General features: G+C 73.0%; 24 protein-coding genes. 11 read left to right on the top strand and 13 right to left on the bottom strand.

The window, feature by feature from the left end; genetic code table 11:
• Positions 1-131: 131 nt before the first annotated feature.
• Positions 132-815, bottom strand: coding sequence for a response regulator (locus tag ACWEOZ_RS42875; RefSeq protein WP_451916420.1), 684 nt, complete (start codon positions 813-815; stop codon positions 132-134).
• Positions 812-2,116: a histidine kinase gene (locus ACWEOZ_RS42870; protein WP_451916419.1), complete on the bottom strand. Its 1,305-nt coding sequence runs from the start codon at positions 2,114-2,116 to the stop codon at positions 812-814. The genes ACWEOZ_RS42875 and ACWEOZ_RS42870 overlap by 4 nt, the downstream gene beginning before the upstream one ends.
• Positions 2,117-2,278: 162 nt before the next feature.
• Between ACWEOZ_RS42870 and ACWEOZ_RS42865 the strand changes: the two genes are divergently transcribed.
• Both ACWEOZ_RS42865 and ACWEOZ_RS42860 read left to right on the top strand, forming a co-directional pair.
• The gene (locus ACWEOZ_RS42865) at positions 2,279-2,995 is read left to right on the top strand and encodes an ABC transporter ATP-binding protein (RefSeq protein WP_451916418.1); all 717 of its coding nucleotides are present in this window, start codon (positions 2,279-2,281) and stop codon (positions 2,993-2,995) included.
• The gene (locus ACWEOZ_RS42860) at positions 2,992-3,717 is read left to right on the top strand and encodes a hypothetical protein (protein WP_451916417.1); all 726 of its coding nucleotides are present in this window, start codon (positions 2,992-2,994) and stop codon (positions 3,715-3,717) included. The genes ACWEOZ_RS42865 and ACWEOZ_RS42860 overlap by 4 nt, the downstream gene beginning before the upstream one ends.
• Here the strand turns inward: ACWEOZ_RS42860 and ACWEOZ_RS42855 are convergent.
• Entirely contained in the window at positions 3,710-4,300 is a 591-nt protein-coding gene (locus tag ACWEOZ_RS42855; RefSeq protein ID WP_451916416.1) for a TetR/AcrR family transcriptional regulator, read from the bottom strand. The genes ACWEOZ_RS42860 and ACWEOZ_RS42855 overlap by 8 nt on opposite strands.
• An 85-nt stretch (positions 4,301-4,385) precedes the next feature.
• Between ACWEOZ_RS42855 and ACWEOZ_RS42850 the strand changes: the two genes are divergently transcribed.
• Positions 4,386-4,835, top strand: coding sequence for a hypothetical protein (locus tag ACWEOZ_RS42850; RefSeq protein ID WP_451916415.1), 450 nt, complete (start codon positions 4,386-4,388; stop codon positions 4,833-4,835).
• Positions 4,836-4,867: 32 nt separating this feature from the next.
• Positions 4,868-5,119, top strand: coding sequence for a hypothetical protein (locus ACWEOZ_RS42845; RefSeq protein WP_360556431.1), 252 nt, complete (start codon positions 4,868-4,870; stop codon positions 5,117-5,119).
• Here the strand turns inward: ACWEOZ_RS42845 and ACWEOZ_RS42840 are convergent.
• Positions 5,098-6,321, bottom strand: coding sequence for an MFS transporter (locus ACWEOZ_RS42840; protein WP_451916414.1), 1,224 nt, complete (start codon positions 6,319-6,321; stop codon positions 5,098-5,100). The genes ACWEOZ_RS42845 and ACWEOZ_RS42840 overlap by 22 nt on opposite strands.
• 117 nt (positions 6,322-6,438) lie before the next feature.
• Here ACWEOZ_RS42840 and ACWEOZ_RS42835 point away from each other — a divergent pair, with 117 nt between their 5' ends.
• Positions 6,439-7,566, top strand: a complete 1,128-nt coding sequence (locus tag ACWEOZ_RS42835; protein WP_451916413.1) for an FAD-dependent oxidoreductase — start codon at positions 6,439-6,441, stop codon at positions 7,564-7,566.
• Between the two features lie 3 nt (positions 7,567-7,569).
• On the opposite strand, the gene ACWEOZ_RS42830 is transcribed toward ACWEOZ_RS42835, so the two are convergent.
• The 3 genes from ACWEOZ_RS42830 to ACWEOZ_RS42820 all read right to left on the bottom strand — a co-directional run bounded on the left by ACWEOZ_RS42830 (position 7,570) and on the right by ACWEOZ_RS42820 (position 10,462).
• Positions 7,570-8,985 (bottom strand): cellulase family glycosylhydrolase, encoded by a 1,416-nt coding sequence (locus ACWEOZ_RS42830; RefSeq protein WP_451916412.1) that lies wholly within the window; start codon positions 8,983-8,985, stop codon positions 7,570-7,572.
• A gap of 105 nt (positions 8,986-9,090) precedes the next feature.
• Positions 9,091-9,735: a GNAT family N-acetyltransferase gene (locus tag ACWEOZ_RS42825; protein ID WP_451916411.1), complete on the bottom strand. Its 645-nt coding sequence runs from the start codon at positions 9,733-9,735 to the stop codon at positions 9,091-9,093.
• A gap of 76 nt (positions 9,736-9,811) precedes the next feature.
• Complete coding sequence (locus ACWEOZ_RS42820) at positions 9,812-10,462, bottom strand: TetR/AcrR family transcriptional regulator (RefSeq protein WP_451916410.1); 651 nt, start codon at positions 10,460-10,462, stop codon at positions 9,812-9,814.
• Between the two features lie 62 nt (positions 10,463-10,524).
• On the opposite strand from ACWEOZ_RS42820, the gene ACWEOZ_RS42815 reads away from it, so the two are divergent.
• Complete coding sequence (locus ACWEOZ_RS42815) at positions 10,525-10,977, top strand: hypothetical protein (protein ID WP_451916409.1); 453 nt, start codon at positions 10,525-10,527, stop codon at positions 10,975-10,977.
• A gap of 1 nt (position 10,978) precedes the next feature.
• Here the strand turns inward: ACWEOZ_RS42815 and ACWEOZ_RS42810 are convergent, their stop codons facing one another.
• Positions 10,979-11,431, bottom strand: coding sequence for a DoxX family protein (locus ACWEOZ_RS42810; protein WP_451916408.1), 453 nt, complete (start codon positions 11,429-11,431; stop codon positions 10,979-10,981).
• 318 nt (positions 11,432-11,749) lie between these two features.
• On the opposite strand from ACWEOZ_RS42810, the gene ACWEOZ_RS42805 reads away from it, so the two are divergent.
• Genes ACWEOZ_RS42805 through ACWEOZ_RS42795 form a run of 3 tightly spaced genes read left to right on the top strand, consistent with a single transcriptional unit; the run spans position 11,750 to position 15,151 of the window.
• Positions 11,750-12,349, top strand: coding sequence for a DUF4956 domain-containing protein (locus ACWEOZ_RS42805; RefSeq protein ID WP_451916407.1), 600 nt, complete (start codon positions 11,750-11,752; stop codon positions 12,347-12,349).
• Positions 12,346-13,134 (top strand): polyphosphate polymerase domain-containing protein, encoded by a 789-nt coding sequence (locus tag ACWEOZ_RS42800; RefSeq protein ID WP_451916406.1) that lies wholly within the window; start codon positions 12,346-12,348, stop codon positions 13,132-13,134. Before ACWEOZ_RS42805 ends, ACWEOZ_RS42800 begins: the two co-directional genes overlap by 4 nt.
• Entirely contained in the window at positions 13,127-15,151 is a 2,025-nt protein-coding gene (locus tag ACWEOZ_RS42795; RefSeq protein WP_451916405.1) for a CotH kinase family protein, read from the top strand. Before ACWEOZ_RS42800 ends, ACWEOZ_RS42795 begins: the two co-directional genes overlap by 8 nt.
• 19 nt (positions 15,152-15,170) lie before the next feature.
• Here ACWEOZ_RS42795 and ACWEOZ_RS42790 read toward each other — a convergent pair whose 3' ends face one another.
• The 5 genes from ACWEOZ_RS42790 to ACWEOZ_RS42770 all read right to left on the bottom strand — a co-directional run bounded on the left by ACWEOZ_RS42790 (position 15,171) and on the right by ACWEOZ_RS42770 (position 19,693).
• Entirely contained in the window at positions 15,171-16,385 is a 1,215-nt protein-coding gene (locus ACWEOZ_RS42790) for an NAD(P)/FAD-dependent oxidoreductase (RefSeq protein WP_451916404.1), read from the bottom strand.
• 67 nt (positions 16,386-16,452) lie between these two features.
• Positions 16,453-17,295 carry a hypothetical protein gene (locus ACWEOZ_RS42785; RefSeq protein WP_451916403.1) on the bottom strand — a complete coding sequence of 281 codons (843 nt, stop codon included), beginning with the start codon at positions 17,293-17,295 and terminating at the stop codon, positions 16,453-16,455.
• A 6-nt stretch (positions 17,296-17,301) separates the two neighbouring features.
• Positions 17,302-18,900: an alkaline phosphatase D family protein gene (locus ACWEOZ_RS42780; protein WP_451916402.1), complete on the bottom strand. Its 1,599-nt coding sequence runs from the start codon at positions 18,898-18,900 to the stop codon at positions 17,302-17,304.
• Between the two features lie 45 nt (positions 18,901-18,945).
• Positions 18,946-19,539 (bottom strand): glycosyl-4,4'-diaponeurosporenoate acyltransferase CrtO family protein, encoded by a 594-nt coding sequence (locus tag ACWEOZ_RS42775; protein WP_451916401.1) that lies wholly within the window; start codon positions 19,537-19,539, stop codon positions 18,946-18,948.
• A complete protein-coding gene (locus ACWEOZ_RS42770) occupies positions 19,514-19,693 on the bottom strand; it encodes a hypothetical protein (protein ID WP_451916400.1) in 180 nt (59 codons plus the stop codon). Before ACWEOZ_RS42770 ends, ACWEOZ_RS42775 begins: the two co-directional genes overlap by 26 nt.
• A gap of 178 nt (positions 19,694-19,871) precedes the next feature.
• On the opposite strand from ACWEOZ_RS42770, the gene ACWEOZ_RS42765 reads away from it, so the two are divergent.
• Both ACWEOZ_RS42765 and ACWEOZ_RS42760 read left to right on the top strand, forming a co-directional pair.
• Positions 19,872-20,390: a sigma-70 family RNA polymerase sigma factor gene (locus ACWEOZ_RS42765; protein WP_451916399.1), complete on the top strand. Its 519-nt coding sequence runs from the start codon at positions 19,872-19,874 to the stop codon at positions 20,388-20,390.
• Complete coding sequence (locus ACWEOZ_RS42760; RefSeq protein ID WP_451916398.1) at positions 20,374-20,664, top strand: hypothetical protein; 291 nt, start codon at positions 20,374-20,376, stop codon at positions 20,662-20,664. The genes ACWEOZ_RS42765 and ACWEOZ_RS42760 overlap by 17 nt, the downstream gene beginning before the upstream one ends.
• Positions 20,665-20,708: the final 44 nt, after the last annotated feature.

The raw sequence follows: 20,708 nt of genomic DNA, 5'->3' as shown, positions 1-20,708 counted from the left end.
GCCGGGCTGGGGCCCCCCCCACCCCCCCCGCCCCGGGGTGGCAGTGAAACCCACCCGCTCCCCCCCCCGGTGGCGCGGGCCCCCGCCCGGGCCCGGCGACCCTCGGCCGTTCCGCCCGGTCGGCTGCCCGGTCAGGCCGCTCCGCCCGGCCGGATCAGCCCGCTCTCGTACGCCAGCACGACCAGCTGGGCCCGGTCGTGCGCCCCCACCTTCATCATCGTGCGGTTGATGTGGGTCTTGACCGTGTGCGGGCTCAGCGTCAGATGGGCGGCGATGTCGCTGTTGGACAGTCCCGACGCCACCAGGACGAGCACCTCCCGCTCCCGCTCGGTCAGCTCGGCCAGCCGGTGCGCGGAGACCTCCCCGCTGCGTTCGGGACGGGCCAGGTAGCGGGCGATGAGGCTGCGGGTCGCCGCTGGGGTCAGCAGGGCGTCGCCACGGTGCACGACCCGGATGGCGTGCAACAGCTCCTCCGGCTCCGCGCTCTTGCCCAGGAAGCCGCTGGCGCCGCTGCGTAACGCCGCGAAGACGTACTCGTCGATCTCGAACGTGGTCAGGATCAGCACCCGCACCCCGGCCAGATCCTCGTCGGCGGTGATCAGCCGGGTCGCGGCCAGCCCGTCGAGCTCCGGCATCCGGATGTCCATCAGCACCACGTCGGCGCGCGCCGCGCGGGCCAGGGCGACGGCCTCGGTGCCGGTGCGGGCCGTGCCGGCGACGCACATGCCCGCGGTGGCGGCGATCAGCGTCGCGAAACTGGCCAGCAGGAGCGGCTGGTCGTCGGCGAGCAGCACCCGGATCGGTTCGTCGGTCACGCCGGGTGCCCCGCCGGCAGGACCGCGGTGACCCGGAAGCCGTCGCCGGTGGCCCGGGGGCCGGCCAGCAGGGTGCCGCCGAGCGCCGCCACACGTTCCCGCATCCCGATGATGCCGTGCACGCCCGCCGCCGGCCCGGTGACGGCCGGCCCGGTGACTGCGGGCCCAGTGACCGTTGGCCCGGCGACCGCCGGCCCAGTGACCGCCGGCCCGGTGACCGTGGGGCCGGTGACTGCGGGGCCGGTGGCCGCGGGCCCGGTGTTCGCCGGCCCGGAGACCGTGGGGCCGTCGTTGTCGACGGTCACCGTCAGCGTCTCCCGCTCGCGACGCAGGCTGAGCCGCACCTCGACCGGGCCGGCGTGCTTGCACACATTGGTCAGCGATTCCTGGACGACCCGGTAGGCCGTCACGTCCGCGGCCCAGGACAGGCGCGTCGTATCGCCGTGCCGGTCGCAGGTGATCCGCAGGCCCGAGCGGGTGAACGAGCTCAGCAGGTCGTCGAGCGCGGCCAGGCCGACCGTCGGCTCCACGGGTGCGCTCACGTCCTCCGGCCGGCGCAGCAGTCCGACGGTGTCGCGCAGCTCGTCGAGCGCGGCCCGGCTGCCCTGCCGGATCTGGTCGAACGTCTCGCGGACCGGGGCCGGCTGGCCGGTCAGCACGTGCCGGGCGACGCCCGCCTGCACGTTGATCAGCGCGAGGTGGTGGCCGACGCTGTCGTGCAGGTCGCGGGCGATGCGCAGGCGTTCCTCGGTCAGCCGGCGCCGGGTCTCGGCCTCGCGGTCGCGCTCGGCGTCCTCGGCCCGCAGCAGCACCTCGGCCAGATAGGCCCGCCGGTTGCGCGACGCCGCACCGGCGGCCACGGCGAGGCCGCCGAGCGCGGCCAGGGCGACGTTCTCCGGTCCGAGCCAGCGCGCCGGCGCCCCGACCGTGTGGAACGCGCCGAGCGCCAGCACCAGCAGCCCGCCGACGAGCAGCGACCGCCGGCGGTCACTGCTCTCGGCCACGGTGTAGAGCGCGACCAGCGGCGCGGCCAGGATCAGGGTGTCGCCGGTCCCCGGCTGGTGGGCCAGGAACAGCTCGGCGGCCACCGTGCTGACCAGCAGCACCGGGTACGGCCAGCGCCGCCGCACCACCAGCGCCAGGCACGCGACCGTCGCCAGCAGCAGCGGGACGAACTCCCGCAGATGATGCGGCCCCGCGGTGGTCAGCAACGCCGCCACCCACACCAGGGCCGCGATCGCCGCGTCGGCGAGGTGCGGGCGGGCGTGGGCCACCCGTCGCAGGTGGGCGATGACGTGCATGGCCACACCGTACGGCCGCCCGGCGTCCCGGCGCTTCCCCTGGTGGCGGCATCAGCGGCATACCGCGCCCGCGGTACGGCGAAGATGCCCCGCTGAGGCGACGAGAACGCGTACGCGAGACGCGAGAGTCGGTGTCGTTGCGCTCACCACGAAGGGACTGCGATGACCGACGTGTCCGTCCGAGGACTCACCAAACGGTTCGGCGCCGTGACCGCCGTACACGATCTCAGCTTCGATCTCGGGCCGGGAGTGACCGGCTTCCTCGGCCCCAACGGGGCCGGCAAGACCACCACCCTGCGGATGCTGCTCGGCCTGGTCAAGCCGACCGCCGGCACGGCGACCGTGGACGGGCGTCCCTACGCCGAGCTGCCCCGGCCCCGCCGGGTCGTCGGCGCCCTGCTCGAGGCGTCCGGCTTCCATCCCGGCCGCACCGCTCGCGACCACCTGCTCATCCAGGCGCAGCTGGCCGGGCTGCCCGCGACCCGGGCCGACGCGGTGCTGGACGAGGTGGGACTGGCCGCGGACGGCGGGCGCCGGGTCAGCGGCTACTCGCTGGGCATGCGGCAGCGGCTCGGCCTGGCCTCGGCCCTGATCGGCGACCCGCGGGTACTGATCCTCGACGAGCCCGGCAACGGCCTCGATCCGGGTGGGATGGCCTGGCTGCGCGGGCTGTTGCGGCAGCTCGCCGACCAGGGCCGCACCGTCGTGGTGTCCAGTCACATCCTGGCCGAGGTGGCGCAGACCGCCGACCGGGTCCTCATCGTCAACGGCGGGGTGCTGCGCTTCGCCGGGCCGCTCGCCGAGCTGTCGGCCGGCGGCGACACCCTGGAGTCGGCCTTCCTGCGCCTGACCACCGAGCTGGAAGGAAGCACCCGATGATCCTCGCCGCCGAGTTCCGCAAACTGCGGACGGTCCGCAGCGGCTGGCTGCTGCTCGGCGCCGCGCAGCTCGTCATCGTCGCCGGGGTCACCGGGCTGATGGTCAGCCGGGACGACGTCCTCTCGCCCGGCGCGCAGCGCGAGGCGGTGGCCCACATTGGGCTGGTCTCGCTGTTCACCCTGGTGCTCGGGATCATGGCGGTCGCGGGGGAGTACCGGCACCGCACGATCAGTGACGCCTACCTCGCGACCCCGCGGCGCTACCGGGTGGTGCTGGCCAAGCTCGGCGTCTACACCGCGGCCGGGGTCGTCTTCGGGGCGGCCGCCGCCCTCACCGCGCTGGTCACCACCGCCGTCTGGCTCGCCGCCAAGGGCTCCTCGCTGGACCTCTCGTCCTGGGACCTGTGGCGCACGGTGCTCGGAGGCATCGGCTGGAACGCCGCCTTCGCCGCGATCGGCGTCGGCGTCGGGGCGCTGGTGACCAACCTGCTCGGCGCGGTCGCGGCCGCGCTGGCCTGGCTGACTCTGGTGGAGGGCATCGTCGGGCAGCTCATCGGGGACGCCGACCGGTGGTTGCCCTTCGCGCTGGGCTCCGCCCTGGACCGGCTGCCCACCGCCCTCGACGGCCCGCCGCAGTGGCAGGCCGGGCTCGCCCTGGCCGGATACGCCGTCGCCTTCGCGGTGGCCGCGGTCGTGACGACCGTGCGCCGCGACATCACCTGACGGGTGACGGCCCGCGTTCCGGGTCCTCGTGGGGGCGGTCGAGCACCAGGTCGGCGGCGCGGGTGAGGACCTGGGCCCGGGTACGGTCGCCGTGATCGGCGGCGAGGAAGTGCTCGCCGATCGCCACGCAGAAGGCCAGCAGGCTGCGGGCCTCGACCTCCTCGGGGTCGGCGCAGAAGGTGCCGATCATCTCGCGCAGCAGCGCCATGCGCCGGTTGTCGACCCGGCGCAGGCGTGCGGCGACCGCCTCGTCGCGCCGGGCCCAGTCGCGGACCGCCAGGTCGATCGGGAGCAGCCGGCCGCTGGAGAAGGTCAGCACGCCGGCGCGCCGGATCCGGGTCCGCGGGTCGCCGCCCTCGCGCTCGACGCGCGCCAGCACGTCGTCGGTGCTCTCCCGCTCCCAGGTGTCGAGCATGGCCACCAGCAGCGCGTCCCGGTCGGCGAAGGAGCCGTAGAACCCGCCCTTGGTGACGCCGAGCCGCTTGGCCAGCGCCTCGACCCGGACGGCGTCCGGACCGCCGGTCGCCAGCACCGCCAGACCTTCCTCGATCCACCTGTCCCGGGTCGTACGAGTCGCGCCCACAAGTTCCTCGCTCTGTCTATACGCCAGCGTATACATCGGTTAGCCTGCCGTTATACGGTAGCGTATACAGAACGGAGATCGTGAGATGCACATCCCCGGATCCGTCCGCACGCTCAGCTCGGTGCCGGAGATCGACTACGCCGACCGCTTCGGCCTCGTCACCGACGTCCAGGCCTCGCCGGAGCGGTGGGCCCGCGCGATGTTCGGCGACGTCCCCAGCGCGGCCGAGGTGTTCATCTGGCGTGGGGTGCTGGGCCTGCGGCTCAGCCGGCACCCCTCGGCGGCCACCGTGGCCGGTTGGCGGATCGGCGGCCACGGCCAGGACTGGATCCGGCTCGAGGCGGCTTCCTGGTTCCTGGCCGCCGACCTGATCGTCGAGACCGGCGCCGGCCGGGTCTCGCTGGTGACCTTCGTGCACTACCGCCGGCATCCGGCCGGTGCGGTCTGGCCGCCGTGCTCGGCCGTCCACCGCCGGCTGGTGCCCCGGGTGCTCCGCGACGCCGAGGCGAGGATCCGCCGTGGGGGTGTGCGCTGACCCGGGCACCGCCCGCCTCTACGCTGGGTGCCGTGACCGACGTGGAAAGCAAGATCCTTGACGAGACGACCGCCGAGCCCGCCCCCGAGCTGATCGCCACGCACTACCTGGCCAGCGTCGACGAGCTGGTCGAGCACCTGCGCGCGGCCGACCAGCTGGGCCTGGGCGTACGGGTCAGCTCCTATCTGGTCGCCGCCGACGAGGACAGTGAGGTGTACTCCGCGCGGTGGGAGCTCGACCTGCTCACCGCCTCCCCGGTTCATCAGGAGGATGAAGCCGAGTAGCTCGCCGCCGGCTCGCGGTGCTCGGCGGCCCGGCGCACGACCGGCGGCACGAGGCAGCCGACCACCGCGAACGCCGCCCCCAGCACCAGCCAGCCCGGGGTGCCCCAGCCGAGGGTGAGGGTGGTGACCGCCGCCGGGGCGACCATCTGGCCGAACTGGTGGCCCATCGCGTACGTCCCCTGGTACTGGCCGTGCGCGTGCTCGGGGGCCAGGCCGAAGGAGATGGCCCAGCCGCCGGCCGAGTACCACATCTCGGCGGTCACCTGCACCAGCGCGGCGACGACCAGCAGCGTCACGGTCAGCGCGAGACCGGTGCCCGCGGTCAGCGAGAAGATCAGGCAGGCCAGCAGCAGGCCGAAGCCGGCCCGGCGGGAAGCGCGGGCGGCCCCGGCCAGCGTGTCGGTGCCCCGGGCGGCGCGCACCTGGAAGAGCACCACGGCCACGGTGTTCACCACGAACACCACCGAGATCATCCAGTGCGGCGCGTCGGTGCGGTCGGCGATCCAGAGCGGCAGGGCCACCTCGAAGAGGCCGAAGTTGGTGGCCAGCAGGCCGTCCAGCACGACGAAGGCGAGGAACGGCCGGTCCCGCAGCGCGGTCAGCCGCGGCCCGGTCCCGGCTCGCGGCGCCGGGGCGATCGGGGCGAGCCGGGTGAGCACGGCGGCGGCGAGCAGGAAGGTCGCCGCGTCCCCCAGGATCAATGACAGGTACGCCGTCCGGGTGTCCACCGTCAGGCCGATGCCGGCGACGGCCGCTCCGACGGTGATCCCGACGTTGGTGATCGAGCGCAGGTAAGCGCGGGTGTACACGCGTTGCCCGGGCGGCACGGCCCCGCCGATGATCGCGCCGCGGGCCGCCCGCTGGGCCGCCTCGAAGACCGCCATCGGGGCGGCCACCACCAGGAACCCGGCCATCGACCGGACCCCGACCATCGCCGTCTCGCAGAGACCGAGCGCGACCAGGGCCCCGATCGCCACCCCGCGCGGTCCGAGCCGGTCGGCCAGGTAGCCCACCGGGGTGCTGGTCACCAGGCTGATCAGGGCGACCAGGGTGAGGGCGAGGCCGGTCTGCCCGACGGACAGGCCGACGGAACGGGTGAGGAACAGCGCGCTCGACGTCATCCACAGCCCGTTGCCGATGGTGTTGACCAGCGTGACGGCGGCGAGGGTCCGGATCGGGCCGGGTTCCGGCAGCAGCGGCATGCCCCTCATCCAACAATACGTACGTACGGTTTGCAAGGATGGACGGTCCGGGGAGAGTCCGTGAAGGTGTTGAGCGCGCGGCCGCCACAGGTCCCCGGCGCCGTTACCGTCGCGGTCATGGAGATGGTGGATGTCCTGGTCGTCGGGGCCGGTCTGGCCGGTCTGCACACCGCCCGGCTGCTGGCCCGGCGCGGCCTCGACGTGCTCGTGGTCGACCGGCGCAGCACCCTGGACACTGGCATCCGCACAACCGGGATCTTCGTGCGCCGTACCCTCGAGGACTTCGCCCTGCCGGCCGGGGAGCTCGGTCCGGCGATCCGCCGGGTCCTGCTCTATCCGCCGTCGCTGCGCGAGCCGGTCGAGCTGGTCAGCGGGCGCGACGAGTTCCGGGTGGCCGACATGGCCGGCGTCTACGCCCACGCCCTGGCGGCCGCGCGGCTCGCCGGCGCGCGGGTACGGCTCGGCGTCTCCTACCCGGTGCCCGGCGTCGCGGCCCGCTTCACCGTCGGCGCGGACGGTGCCCGGTCGACGGTCGCGCGCCGGCTCGGACTCGACGTCAACCGCCGGCTCATCGTGGGCGTCGAGGAGGTCTTCCCGGTGGCCGGCGGCGCCGCCGAGCCGACGTTCCACTGTGTGCTCGACCCGCGGCTCGCTCCCGGCTACCTCGCCTGGGTCGTCGACGACGGACGGCACGCGCACGTCGGGCTGGCCGGGCGCCCGGACCGCCTGGCCGGACCACTGCCCGAGCTGCTGCGTACCTTCGGCCGGCGGTTCGGCGCGCTGCCGGCCGCGACCGGAGCGGTGCAGCGCCGCGGCGGGCCGATCCCGGTCGGCGGCGTGCTGCGCCGGCTCGCCTGCGCGCGGGGGCTGCTGGTCGGCGACGCGGCCGGCGCGGTGTCCCCGCTGACCGCCGGTGGCCTCGATCCGTGCCTGCGCATGGCTGAGCTGGCCGCCGCGGTGATCGCCGACTACCTGCGTACGGGCGACTTGTCGGTGTTGCGGCACTACGACGGCGGCGCGCTGCGCAGGCGCTTCCGGACCCGGCTGCTGATGCGTCACGCCTGGTCCGTAGTGCGGACACCGGTTCTCGCCGAAGCCGCGTGCACCGTGCTGAGGACTCCGCCCGGGCGGGCCGCCGCTTCGCGGGTGCTGTTCGGCGACGGCTCGTTCCCGGACGTGCGGCACCCCGCACACGGCGATGCCGGTGAGTCGCGGAGACCCACCGGCATCGTCGTGCGGAGCTGACCGTCAGCTGGTCGGGAAGTTGTCCGGGGTCCGGATCCGGCTGCGCACCAGCGCACCCGATTCGGAGAGGACCCCGGTGCCCGCGTACGTGCCACCGGCGCACGTGCCGGCCTTGAACGCCGCGCTGCCCTCACCGGCGTCGGAGAACGTCCAGTTCGCGTAGCTGATCTTGAGGCGGTCGAGCAGGTCGAGCCACGCCGTGCTGCTCGCCGTGTCGACGGCGCCGCCACCGGTGGCGCTCACCGTGCCGAACTCGGTCACGAACAGCGGCAGCGCGGTGGCCGCCCGCTCCACCTCGGCGCGGTAGTTGTCCTTGTGCGACGCCGCGTAGAAGTGGAACGCGTACATGATGTTGGTGGCCCGGACCGGGTTGGCGGTGATCTCGCTGGAGCCGGAACCGTCCGAGACGCCCAGCGAGGACCAGCCCCGGGTGCCGACGATGATCACGGCGTCCGGGTCGTTCGCGCGGATCACCGGGATGACCTGCTCGGCGTAGTTCTTGATGCCGGTCCAGCTGACGCCGTTCGGCTCGTTCGCGATCTCGTAGATCACGTTCTTCTTGGCGGCGTTGCGGGTGGAGACCGCGGCGAAGAAGGTCTTGGCCCGCTCCAGGTTGTAGTTGGGGTCGCCCGGCGTGAGGGTGTGGAAGTCGATCAGCGCGTACATGCCGCGGGCCTCGGCCTGGTCGACCAGGTTGTTGACCTGGGAGGTGAACCCGGCCGGGTTGGTCTCGTAGCCGCCCTCCTGCACGTACATCGCGATCCGGAGCAGGTCGGCCTGCCAGTCGTTGGCCAGCGCGTCCAGGGAGGCGTTGTTGTAGCAGTTGGCGAACCACTGCAGACCGTGCGTGCTCATGCCCCGCAGCTGGATCGGGCGGTTGTACTGGTTGCACAGGTTGACGCCGCAGACGTGCAGCTGTCCGTTGATCGCCACCGGCGTCCGGCCGGCCGGTGCGGTGGTCGTCGGGGTGCTGGGCGTGGTGGTCCGCGTGGGTGTCGGGCTCGCGGTCGGTGACGACGGCGTGCCGGAGCCGTTGCAGGAGCGGCCGTTGACCGTGCAGGTGGTGGGCCGCCCGGTGCCGTTGACGACCAGGCCGAACTCGGTCGAGGCGCCCGCGGCGAGGGTGGCGTTCCAGCCGGCCGGCGTGAAGGTGTACGTGCCGCCGGAGCTCGCCTGGGTGGCGTTCCAGCTGTTGACCACGGTGGTCCCGGCGGGCAGGCTGAGCTCCACCCGCCAGGTGGAGATGGTCGCCGAGGTGTCGTTCTTGACCACCACGTTCGCCTGGTAGCCGGAGCTCCAGGAGTTCGTCACGGTGAACGCGGCGGTCTCCGCGGACGCCGGCAGGGCGATCAAAGCCACCGCCGAGGCGGCGGCGACGATCCCACCGGCCGCGAGGAGCTTGAGTTTGAGGCTGCGCATGAAGGGGGGCTCCGTCGGATCAAAGGGGGGAGGACGGGTGCGTGGGAGCGCTCCCACGCCGGCCGACTGTAACCCTCCGGGTGAAGCGGCGCAATGTGAGTGGCGCTAGTCGATGCCCAGTACGGGCCGGCACTGCTCGACGCCGGACAGGTCGATGTCCGCACGGCGGATCCGCTGCCACGCGTCCCGGGTGAGCCGCCACCGCTGGACCTGCGCGGCCTCGCCACGGCGGCTGTCCCAGTCCGTGCCGTTCGGTTCGTAGCCCAGGGCGCGGGAGACGCGGTTGGACGCCTCGTTGTCGACGAAGGCGTCGCTGCCGGCCTCCCGTGCGCCCAGTCCGGCGAAGGCCAGGTGCAGGACCGCCGCCCGCATCTCCTTGCCCAGCCCTCGCCCGCGGCTGCCCGGGGCCAGCCACGAGAAGCTGGTCACCGTGCCGAACCGGGTGAAGTTCGTGCCGATCAGATCCTGCATGCCGACGGGTTCGCCGTCGACGAGCACGACGAAGTACAGCCGCCAGGCATCCGGGGTCACCTGGGCCCGGCCGGCCCAGATGCCGCGCAGCCACCGCCATTCGCGCTCCGGATTGTCGGCGTAGAGCGACATCGGGTCGTCGAACGGCCACGGCGCCGTGTCGGCGATCCCGGCCCGCACCAGCGGCACCAGACGATCCAGCAGGTCGTCGGACGCACCGGCCAGGGTCAGGTGCGGCGTGCGGATCTCGACGTTCAGCGGGGGATAGGTGTGGGCCACGCCCGGACGCTAGCCAGACCGCCCGGCCGCCGCACCCGGGTTTTGCTCAGCCCTGTCCGGCCCGGCCCGGGGAGGTTCAGCCGGGTCCTTCGAGGATGGCCGCGGTGAGCATCCGGCGGAGCCAGTCCTCGTAGCGCTCGGGTGGCCAGCCGCGGGCGGTCGTGCACAGCCGGTAGACCTCGGGTGCGGTCAGCAACCACGCCTCGTCGGCCGCCTGGGCGGGATCGCGCCCGGCGGGCAGGTGCCCGGCAGCGGCGAGGTGGCCGACGAAGGCGGTGACGCCGGCCAGGCGCTCCCGGTCGGTCTCGGCTGCGAGCTCGGCGGCTTCGGTGCCGCCGGTGGCGAGGGCGGCGGTCACGGCTCCGAGCCGTTCGGAGACACCGCGGGCGATGCGGGCATACGCCGCGATCTTGAAAGAAGGGTCCGGCTCGGCGAGCAGGGCCCGCACCTCGGGTCGGTCGCCCATCGGTACGGGCGCGTCGTCGCCGGCCAGGGTCACGTCGTACATCGCTTTGACCAGGCCGCGTTTGCCGCCGAAGGTCTTGTAGACGGTCTCCTGCGAGACTCCGGCGGCCTCGGCCACCGCGCGGATGGTCAGGCCCGCGTACCCGTGCCGGAGCAGGCCCTCCCGGCAGGCGTCGAGGATCGCCGCCCGGCGCCGCCGGGCCTGCTCCTGGCGGCCGGAACTGTCGTAGGTGCGACGGGAAGGAGCGGGTGGGCGCGGCACGTCCCCATGCTACGGTCATTTCGATACAGCGGCGCTGTATCCGATTCTGAGGAGATCCCAGCATGGACTTCGCGCATGCCTACCTGCTCGCGCTGGCGGCGTTGACGGCCTACGTCGGCGGCGTCTCCGCGCTCACCACGCGGGTGAGTTACCCGCTCTACGCCGCTGTCCCGGCCGGGGCGTTCGTGGCTTATCACCGGGGGTACAGCCGGCAGATCCTTCCGGTGGTGATCGTCCCGGGCTTCGTCAGCTTCGCCGCCTGCCTGGCCCTGCCGCTGGTCCGGCCGGCCGCGGTGCCGCTCTGGGTGGCTTCGCTGATCGCCGCCGGTGGGCTGATCGCGTTGCTGGCCACCGTCACCGCGGCCGTCCCGTCGCACCTGCTGCTGCAACGGGACGGCTTCGCTGACGGGCCCTACCGCCGGCTGCGGGTCGCGGACCGGGTCAGGACGGCGGCCTGCGGGGGCAGTGCCGCTCTGCTCGTCTGGTGTGTGGCGCTGGCGTTCGCGGCCCGCTGAGCTATCCCCGGCTGCCGGCGAGCTGGCTCTCGGGGGCCGTGACGGCCGTCGTGTCCCGGCGGCGGGCGATGAGCGCGTCGATCGACCACGGGCCGGCGCCCAGCACGGCGATGGTGAGGAAGGTCCAGGCGTACAGCGCCGGGGTGACGCCGCCGTTCTGGATCGGCAGGGCGCCCTGCGGCTGGTGGACCACGAAGTAGGCGTACGCCATCGAGCCGGAGGCGAGGATCGCCGCGGGCCGGGTGGCCAGGCCGGCCAGCACGAGGGCGCCGCAGACCAGCTGGATCACCCCGGCATACCAGGTGGGCCAGGTGCCGGGCTCGATCGCCTGGCCCGAGCCGCGGTTGCCGCCGAGGACGCCGAAGACCGAGGCCAGTCCGTGGCAGAGGAACAGCAGGCCGACGACGATGCGGAAGAGCGACCACACCGGAGCGGCGAAGCGATGGGAAGACATGGCACTCCTTGCGGGACGGGGAATGGGGTGCTCGCAGAGTAGAAAAAGTTAACGCTTAAAGCAATGACGCTCATCAATATATGGGAGCGCTCCCAAGTTGTGGGATGAGCGGCTTGGGACGCCGAAACTTCCGAAACTCAGCGGGCGATCTCCGTGGTGCCGCCCGGGCTGGTGAAGCGCTTGTTGAGCGCACAAATCCCCACGGTTAAGCGCAGATTAACATTGACATGCGTCGAATGGCGGTTTTAGTCTGCCCGCCAAGTTCCGTTCTTGTTCCGGAACTTTCGGATCATCACGTTGCGCGAGGAGGACCGGCGCATGTCCGCATTCGTCTTGCTCGGGGCCGAGGTGCTGGCCGTCAGCGTGCTCGTGCTCGGGTTGTACTTCCCGCGGCACCGGCGCCGGGACCTGATGGTGGCCTACTTCGGTGTCAACATCGGGGTCCTGGCCGTGGCCGACGCGCTCCGCACCACCGGCTCCGGCGCCGGGCTGGGCCTGGGCTTCGCGCTGTTCGGCGTGCTGTCGATCATCCGGCTGCGCTCGACCGAACTGGACCAGCACGAGGTCGCGTACTTCTTCTCCGCGCTCGCGCTCGGCCTGCTGGGCGCGCTCGACACCGTCTCGATCTGGCGCAACATCGCGCTGATGGGCCTGATCCTGGCCGTCATGGCGATCGTCGACAACCGGCGGGTGTTCAGCCGGTACGAGCACCAGACGGTCGTGCTGGACTCCGTCGTCACCAACCGCGAGGAGCTGATCAGCCTGCTCGAGCACCTGCTCGACGGCAAGGTGCACTCCGCGCGCCCGCTGCGGGTGGACCTGATCAACGACTCCACGGTGGTCGACGTGCGGTACGCCCGCACCTCGTCCCGGGCAGTGGCGCCGGTGAGCCCGGCCGCGTACGCGGCGCGAGGATGACCACGGTCATGGACTTCGCCGCTCTGGACACGCTGCCCCGGATCGGCCTGGCCGACCTGGAGGAACGCGCCGCCCTGCAGACCCGCGTCGACCGCAAGTACGTCATGCCCCTCGACGCCGCCGGCCTGCTGCTCGACGCGCTCGCCCCGCACGCCGTGGTGCTCGAGATCAACGGGATCAGGCAGTTCGCCTACGAGTCGCTCTACTTCGACACCCCCGAGCTCGGCGGCTACCACCGGACCGCCCACCGGCACCGCCGCCGGTTCAAGGTCCGGACCCGCACGTACGTCGACTCCGGCAGCTGCTGGCTGGAGGTGAAGGTGCCCGGCCCGCGCGGCAGCACGGTCAAGTACCGGGTCCCGCACGACCGCGAGCAGCAGCACACCGTGGCGGACGGGCGGGCTTTCGTCGACGACGTCTTCGCCCGCCACGGTCTGCCGGCCGGCGATCACGTCGTGCTCGCCTCGGCGCTGCGTACCGCATATCTGCGCTTCACGCTGCTGCTGCCCGACACCGACAGCCGGGTCACCGTCGACACGGCCCTGCGGTGGAGCACCGACGACGACGAGGTGCGGCTGCCGGAGACGGCGATCGTGGAGACCAAGACCGGTTCGGCCGCCTCCCGCGCGGACCGGGAGCTGTGGCGCCGGGGTCACCGTCCCGTCGCCCTCTCCAAGTACGCCACCGGACTGGCCGCCCTCCGCCCGGATCTTCCGGCGGCGCCCTGGCGGCGGGTGCTCCGGCGCCACTTCACCGCTGCGAGAGAGGAACTGGTCCATGGCTAGGCGGATACCGAAGGTCCTCGGCGCACTCATCGCCCTGTGCGTCGTCACCCCGCTCGCCCTCACCGTCAGCGCCCGCGCCGAAGCGGGGCGCTCGCCGCGCGCCGCCGCCCCGGCGGCCGCGGCGCCGGACGAGCTGACCGGCGACATCACGTTCTCGGTGCCGAGCGGCACCTTCCAGGGATCGGTCTCGGCGGCGCTGAGCAGCACGATCGCCGGCGCCGAGATCCGGTACACCACGGACGGCCGGCCGCCGGCCGCCACGTCCACCGCCTACCCCGGCCGGGCGCTGAGCCTGACCGGGACCACCCAGCTGCGGGCCCAGGCCTTCGTCAACGGTACGGCCACCGGCGCGCCCGGCACCGCGATGTACTTGGCCCGCTCGTTCGACGCCCAGCACGACCTGCCGCTGATGCTGATCGACGACTACGGCAAAGGCAAGCCCGGACGTGACTATGTGGACGCCGCCGCCATGGTCTTCGACACCGCGGGTGGGCGTACCTCTCTCGCCGCGGCCCCGGCCGTCGCCTCCCGAGCCGGTATCCACCTGCGCGGGCAGTCCTCGGCCACGTTCGACAAGGCGCCCTACCGGCTGGAGCTGCGTGACAACACCGACGACGACGCGGATCTGCCCCTGCTGGGGATGCCGGCCGACTCCGACTGGGTGCTGCGGGGGCCGTTCAGCGACAAATCGCTGATCCGCGAGGCGCTGGTCTACGACCTCGGCCGGGAGATGGGCATGGCGACGCAGCGGTACCGCTTCGTCGAGCTCTACCTCAACGTCGACTCCGCACCCGTGGCCGCGGCCGACTACCAGGGCGTCTACATGCTGGTCGAGACGATCAAGAACAGCAAGGAGCGGCTCGACCTCAAGCAGCTCAAGGAGGCCGACACCACCCTGCCCAAGATCAGTGGTGGCTACATCTTCAAGTTCGAGTGGCTGGCCGCCGAGGAACCAACCCTCACCTGTACGGGACCGGCCGCGACCTGCTGGAACTACCTCGAGGTCGAGGACCCGTCACCGCTGAACGCGCCACAGAACTCCTGGCTGACGCAGTACCTGCAACAGTTCCACGACATGCTGCACAGCTCCCGGTTCGCCGATCCGCAGACCGGCTACCGCAGCTGGATCGACACCAGGTCCTGGGTCGACCTGGTGATCCTCAACGAGTTCAGCCGGGAGATGGACTCGTACCTGCGCAGCACGTACTTCTACAAGGACCGCGAGGGCCCGATCGTGGCCGGGCCGCTGTGGGACTACGACCTGACCTTCGGCACCGGCGGCTTCTTCGGCAACGAGCAGACCGCCGGCTGGCAGTACCAGCAGACCCGGTCGCCGCAGGCCAACGACTGGTTCCAGATCCTGCTGACCGATTCCGCGTTCCAGAACGACCTCAAGGCCCGCTGGCAGGAGCTGCGCCGCGGCCTGCTCTCCGACGCCTCGCTCAACGCCCGCGTCGACACGCTCAGCAGCCCGCTGACCGCGGCGGCCCAGCGCAACTTCCAGCGCTGGCCCAACCTGGGCTCGCGGACGGTCGGGCCGTTCGTCACCGACACCTCCCCGACCTGGGCGGGTCAGGTGCAGGTCATGCGCAGCTGGATGACCCGGCGCGCGGCCTGGCTCGACGGCCCGGCCGCCTGGGGCGGGGCGACCACCTCGCCGTCCCCGACCCCGTCGGCCCCTGCACCGTCCCCGTCGAATCCGGTGCCGCCGGCGAGCGCCGGCTGCACGGCGACCTACACGTCCGCCGGTCAGTGGGCCGGCGGCTTCCAAGGAGAGGTACGGGTCAGTGCAGGCGCCACCGCCGTCCGGAGCTGGGCCGTCACCCTGACCTTCGCCGACGGCCAGCGCATCAGTCAAGCCTGGAACGCGGTGCTGTCCACCAGCGGTGCCGTGGTGAAAGCACGCAACGAGACCTACAACGGCGCTCTCGCCGCAGCGGCCAGCACCACTTTCGGTTTCGTCGGCACGTGGACCGGCACCAACACCCCACCGGCCGTGACCTGCACCGCGACCTGACCGGAACACCCACCGGCGGTCAGATCTGCGCCGCCTGGCTCATGATGCGGCCGATGTTGTCAGGGGCGAAGAACTCCGCCGCCGGCGTGGCGCCCGAGTTCACCCGGGCGAAGGCGTCCATCGCGTCCTGGTTGCCCTGGACGGCCGTGAGCAGCTGCACCATCTGCGGGTCCGGCGGCTGCAGCGAGGCGATCTGCGCCGTCATCTCATACATCGGCAGCACCCGCTCGTCGCGGGTCGACCAGTAGTCGCCCATCGCCTCGGCGTACGGCCGGGCGCCGCCCAGCGCCTGGTCGAGCGCGTCCGCGCAGAGCTCGGCGTCGTGGAAGGCGTCCGTGATGCCCTGGGCGGTGATGAAGTCCCGGTTGTAGCCGGCGTCGCCGACCAGCGCCCAGCCCGGACCGAACGGCGTGCGGAAGTAGTTCGGCACCGACGTGCCGACGAACCGGCTCTCCCGCTTGGCCCCGGCGAGCCGCTCGGTGAAAGCGGGCGCCATGGCGAACGTCTCCCGCAGGGTGCCCTCGATGTCGTTGCGGTGCTCGGCCAGTTCGGCGTACGGCCAGCCACCGATGACCATGGTGAGATCGTCGTGGGTCGGGCAGACCGCCCAGCCGCGCCCGGTCCGGCTGTAGATCTCGAACGTGCCGTCGGTCGGCAGGTTGCTCCAGTACGAGTAGTAGCCGCAGGTCAGCGGGGGCAGCTCGTGGTACTGCCGGGGTTGCACGGCCTTGGCGACCACCGAGTTGCGCCCGTCGGCCCCGACGACCACCCGGGCCCGCTCCACCACGGGCGAGCCACCGGCGTCCCGTCCGCGGATCTCGGCCGGCTCACCGTCGGCGACCCGCACCTCCTCCACGGTGAACCCCTCGCGGACCTCCGCCCCGGCGGCCGCGGCGGCGTCGAGCAGGATCTTGTCGAGCACCGTCCGCCGCGGCGCGTACGCCACCGGGGACTGCTCGGTCCCGGGCGCACCGGCCAGGGTGACCGGCCCGAAGTCGAACGTGTACCGGGAGATGGGCGGGCAGCCCGTGGCCGTGATGTGGTCCAGCAGCCCCCACCGGCGCAGCGCGTCGACACCCGGCGGATGGATGAAGTGGGTGGACACGGTGTCACTCGGGAACGTCGCCCGGTCCACCACCAGCACGCGGTAGCCCCGGCGGGCCAGCAGCATCGCCACGGGCGACCCCGCACACCGTGCACCGACCACAATCACGTCGTACGCCTGATCCGGCATCGATCTCCCCCTCCGGACCATCATGCTGGGCGGCTCCGGCCAATGTCGACAGACCGTCCGAGGGATTCTAGGAGATCGCCAGTTCGACGATCCGGGACTGGTCGTTCAGGCCGTTGGCGGCGAGGGTGACCAGTCGCAGGGCGGAGCTGGGGTGCCTCGGGAAGGTGCTGCTCACCGTCCGGGCGGTGTTGCCGCGGACCTCGGCGACCGTGCGCCAGCCGGTGTGGGTGGCGAGCTGGACGTCCCAGTCGCGCAGGCCGTACCGGGCGGTCGGATACTGCGGGGAGCCGACCGTGGTGACGGTGACGCGGGTCAGCTGCTGGGGGCGGGACCAGGTGAGGGCGTACCAGTCGGGCCACTGCCGGCCGGTGCCGTCGGCCCAGCCGGTGCCGGTGCCCCAGTGGGCCGGGTCGGCGTCGCCGTCGACCGCCCCGCACACCGGGAAGCCGGTCCGGGACGACGAGGCGGTGGCCCGGGCCGCGGACCGGGCCAGGTCGGTGGTCGGCCGGGCGGGTGACACGGCGACCGGTACGGCAGCCCGCTGCGCCCCGCTGGCCACCCGTACGGTGTACCTGCCGGCCGGCGTTCCGGTCGTGGCGCTGACCGCCACCGGCACGGTACGGGTGTAACCAGCCGGCAGCCACGTCGAGATGAGCCGCCGGGGCAGGTGCAGGGCCTCGGGGGCGGTGAGAACGGCGTCGGCGTAGACCGGGGTCCGTCCGCTGTTGGTCAGGCGCAGCAGAAGCTGCCCGCCGTTGCACTGCCCGGTGGTGATCGGCAGGCTCGCGGGACCGACCGACAGCCGCACTCCAGTGCGGGACGGGCCGGCGGTGGCGGGCGACGGGCCGCACACCGCGGTGACGACGGCGGTGAGCAGGGCGGCGGCACGGTGTGCCCGGGTGTGGTCCATGGTCCCTCAGATCGGGCTCAGGCCCGGACGGTCGCGATGGGACACGAACGAGGCCCGGGTGGTGACGGGCGCGCCGGGACGGTTGATGTAGGGCAGCGTCCGGTAGTCGGCGCGCAGGGTGTGGCGAGTCAGCGTGCAGCGCAGGTAGCCGCGCTGGGCGTTGGCGAAGAGCAGGTGCGGACTGTCGCGCCGCTGCTGGTCCAGAACCGGCGTGCTGTCCGTACCGTTGCCGCCGCTGGAGATGGACGTGCCGACCAGTTCCACCGCCACGGCGGGTGACTGCGGCCGGGCGAAGTCCGGGCGCAGGTCGGCCGCGTAGTTGACGTGGATGTCTCCGGTGAGGACGACGGTGCCAGGGACCCGGGCGGCCGTCCGCAGGACCCGGTCGCGATCGGCCCCGTAGCCGTCCCACTTGTCCATGTCGAGCAGGGGAGGGTCCGCGCCGTAGCGGCACTCGGCCATCATCACCTGCTGGGCCAGAAGGTTCCAGCGGGCGCGTCCCCGCTGCATGCCGTCGAGCAGCCAGCCGCGCTGGGCCGCGCCGAGCAGGGTACGGCGGGGGTCGTCGCGCTGCCCGCAGTCTGCCCGCAGCCCGTCGCCGCAGGCCTGGTCCGAGCGGTACTGCCGGGTGTCGAGGACGTGCGCCTCGGCGAGATCGCCGAACCGCAGCCGGCGGTGCAGCCGCATGCCCGCGCCGGACGGCTGCTGCGGGCGGCGCAGGGGCTGGTTCTCCCAGTACGCCCGGTAGGCGTTGGCCCGCTGCACGAGGAAGTCCCGGGCCGGGAGGTCGAAGCGGGGCACCCCGGCGGCGTAGTTGTCCTGGACCTCGTGGTCGTCCCAGGTCAGCACCCACGGGACGGCGGCGTGCGCGGCCTGCAGGTCCGGGTCCGAGCGGTACAGCGCGTACCGCATCCGGTAGAGGTCGAGGGTGTCGACCGGCAGCTCGAACGTGTCCGGCAGGTGGAGACCGGGATCCAGCCGGTTGCCGCCGGCGCTGGTGAGGGCGTTCTCGTAGATGTAGTCGCCGAGGAAGAAGACCACGTCGAGGTCCTCCGCGGCCAGGTGCCGGTAGGCGGAGAAGTACCCGTCGCCGTAGGCCTGGCAGGACGCGACCCCGAAACGCAGCACCGACGGGGAGGCTGAGACGGCGGGTGCGGTGCGCGTACGGCCGGTCGGGCTGAGGTGCGCCCCGGTACGGAACCGGTAGTGGTAGTCCCGGCCGGGCCGCAGGCCGCGCACGTCGACGTGGACCGAGTGGCCGTACTCGGCCCGTGCGGTCGCCGTGCCGGAGCGCACCACCTGCCGGAAGGCGGCATCCTCGGCGACCTGCCACTGCACGGGGTAGCTCGCGAACGGCAGCCCGCCCATGGGCTCCAGCGGCCGCGGCGCGAGCCTGGTCCACAGCACCACGCCGTCGGGCAGCGGATCACCCGAGGCGACCCCGAGCGCGAACGGATTCCGCCGGAGCGGGACGGCTGTCGTCGCGGCCGAGGCGGCGACCGGGGTGAGCGCCACCGTCAGCGCGGCGCCGCCGAGGGCGAACAGGCCACGACGGGGCAACGCTCCGAGCCGGACGGCGGGCGCGGGCGGGTGCGGTGGCAGCATGGGCGGCTCCTGACGGCTGCTGGCATGATCGCCACCAGCTCAACGTCACCGGCCATCCCGCGGATACGCCCCGCGTACGTCCTCGCCCCGCGACCGCAGGCGTTGGATGCGCGCGCGCAGGGCCCGCTGAAGCAGCACCGGGAAGACGTGCAGGAGCACCGTGAGGCCGGACAGCCAGGCGACGGCGTCCCAGGCCCCGGCCCCGGCCGCCACGACCGAAACCCCGCTCACCACGACGGCGACCACGAGGTGGCCGCATTCCGCGGAGCGGGTCTGCTCGTCCAGCACCGCGAGCGACTCCCGGGTGCCGGTGAAGCCGCGGCCGCCGCGCATCAGCCGCTCCCAGCCGATCGCGCGCAGCAACCGCAGGTACCACCACGCGCCGAGCCGGCGGTACACGGCCGGCTCCCAGTCGCGTACCCGGAACCAGGCGCCGGCCAGCCGCGGCCGCGCGGCGTCCAGGACGCCGGAGATCCATCCCATCAGCAGGAAGTGCAGCACCCAGGCGAAGGCCGGTCCGCGGTAGCCGAACGCGGTGCCGGTCGCCCAGGCGACGCCGGCCACGACGGCGCCGCCGGCCAGGGCGACCGCGACGGTGCGGGACGTCCGGCCGCTAGTCGTCGTCCCCGTCATCGTCATCGTCGTCGTCCTGCTCGCCGCCGGGGCAGCCGGTGAGCGTCAGCAGCCCGCCCACGGCGCCGGCCGCCAGCAGCGCCCGGCCGAAGAAGGCCCGCCGGCCCATCGCGGCGCCGTTGTCCGGGTCGTCCCGCGTGTCCGTCCTGGTGTCATCCATGCCGGCATTCTCGCAGTGCCCGGCCTCGGCCGGGAAGTCCAGCGCGGCGAACCCCGGCCGGACACGATCGAGGCTGGGGTCCGTCCGGGTGTCACATCCGCGGCACCGGCGGTGCTCTGTAGATGTGGAGCAAGATGTGAAGCTCGTCAGGCCGGCTGGGCGGGAGAGTGTCGGGGCGGTGTCGACTCCTTCGGTACGCGGGGCCGTGCGAGCCGACCTCGAACAGGTCTTCCGCAGTGCCTATCCGCGGGTCGTCGCGGTCGCCGCCCGGGTGCTCGGCTCCCGGGACGAGGCCGAGGACGTGGCGCAGGAGGTGTTCCTGACCTTCGGGCGCTCGGCGGTGCCGGCCGGGGAGGCGGTGGGCTGGTTGTCCGTCGCCGCGGCGCACACCGCGCTCAACCATCTGCGTTCCACCCGGCGACGCGCCGCCCGGGAGGAGGCCGCCGGTGACGACGGCGCCGTCTGGCCCGATGTCGCCGACACCGTCGTGACCCTCGAGGAGCGCCGCCGGGTGCGCTCGGCGCTGGCCCGGCTCCCTCGCAAGCACGCCGTGGCCCTGGTGCTGCGGCACAGCGGCCTCAGCTACGCCGAGGTGGCGGCCGCCCTGGATCTTTCCCCCGGCAGCGTGGGCACCACCGTGCGGCGCGCCGAATCCGCCCTACGCAAGGAGTTGAACCGTCATGCGTCATCCGACTGACGGCACGCTGCGCCGGCTGCTGGACGAGCCGGCCGGCGTCGCCGACGCCGATCGTGAGCACGTCGCCGGTTGCCCGGCCTGCCGGTCCGGGCTCGCCACCGCCGAGCGGGACGCGCAGCTGACCCGGGCGGCACTGGACGTCGAGGTCCCCGTGGACGTGGACGCGGGATGGACCCGGCTGTCGCAGGCGGTCGCCGCCGACCGGCCGCACCGGCAGCCGGCCGCCGCCGCCCCCGGGGCCCCCCCCCCGTCAGGCGATCAGAACACCTTATAAAACACCTAAACTTCAAAAATCAAGAGGTGTGGGGGGTGTGGGTG

Source organism: Actinoplanes sp. NPDC004185 (genome assembly GCF_053603475.1).
The sequence above is the reverse complement of the archived record's forward strand: the minus strand, read 5'-3'. Positions and strand labels throughout refer to the sequence as shown.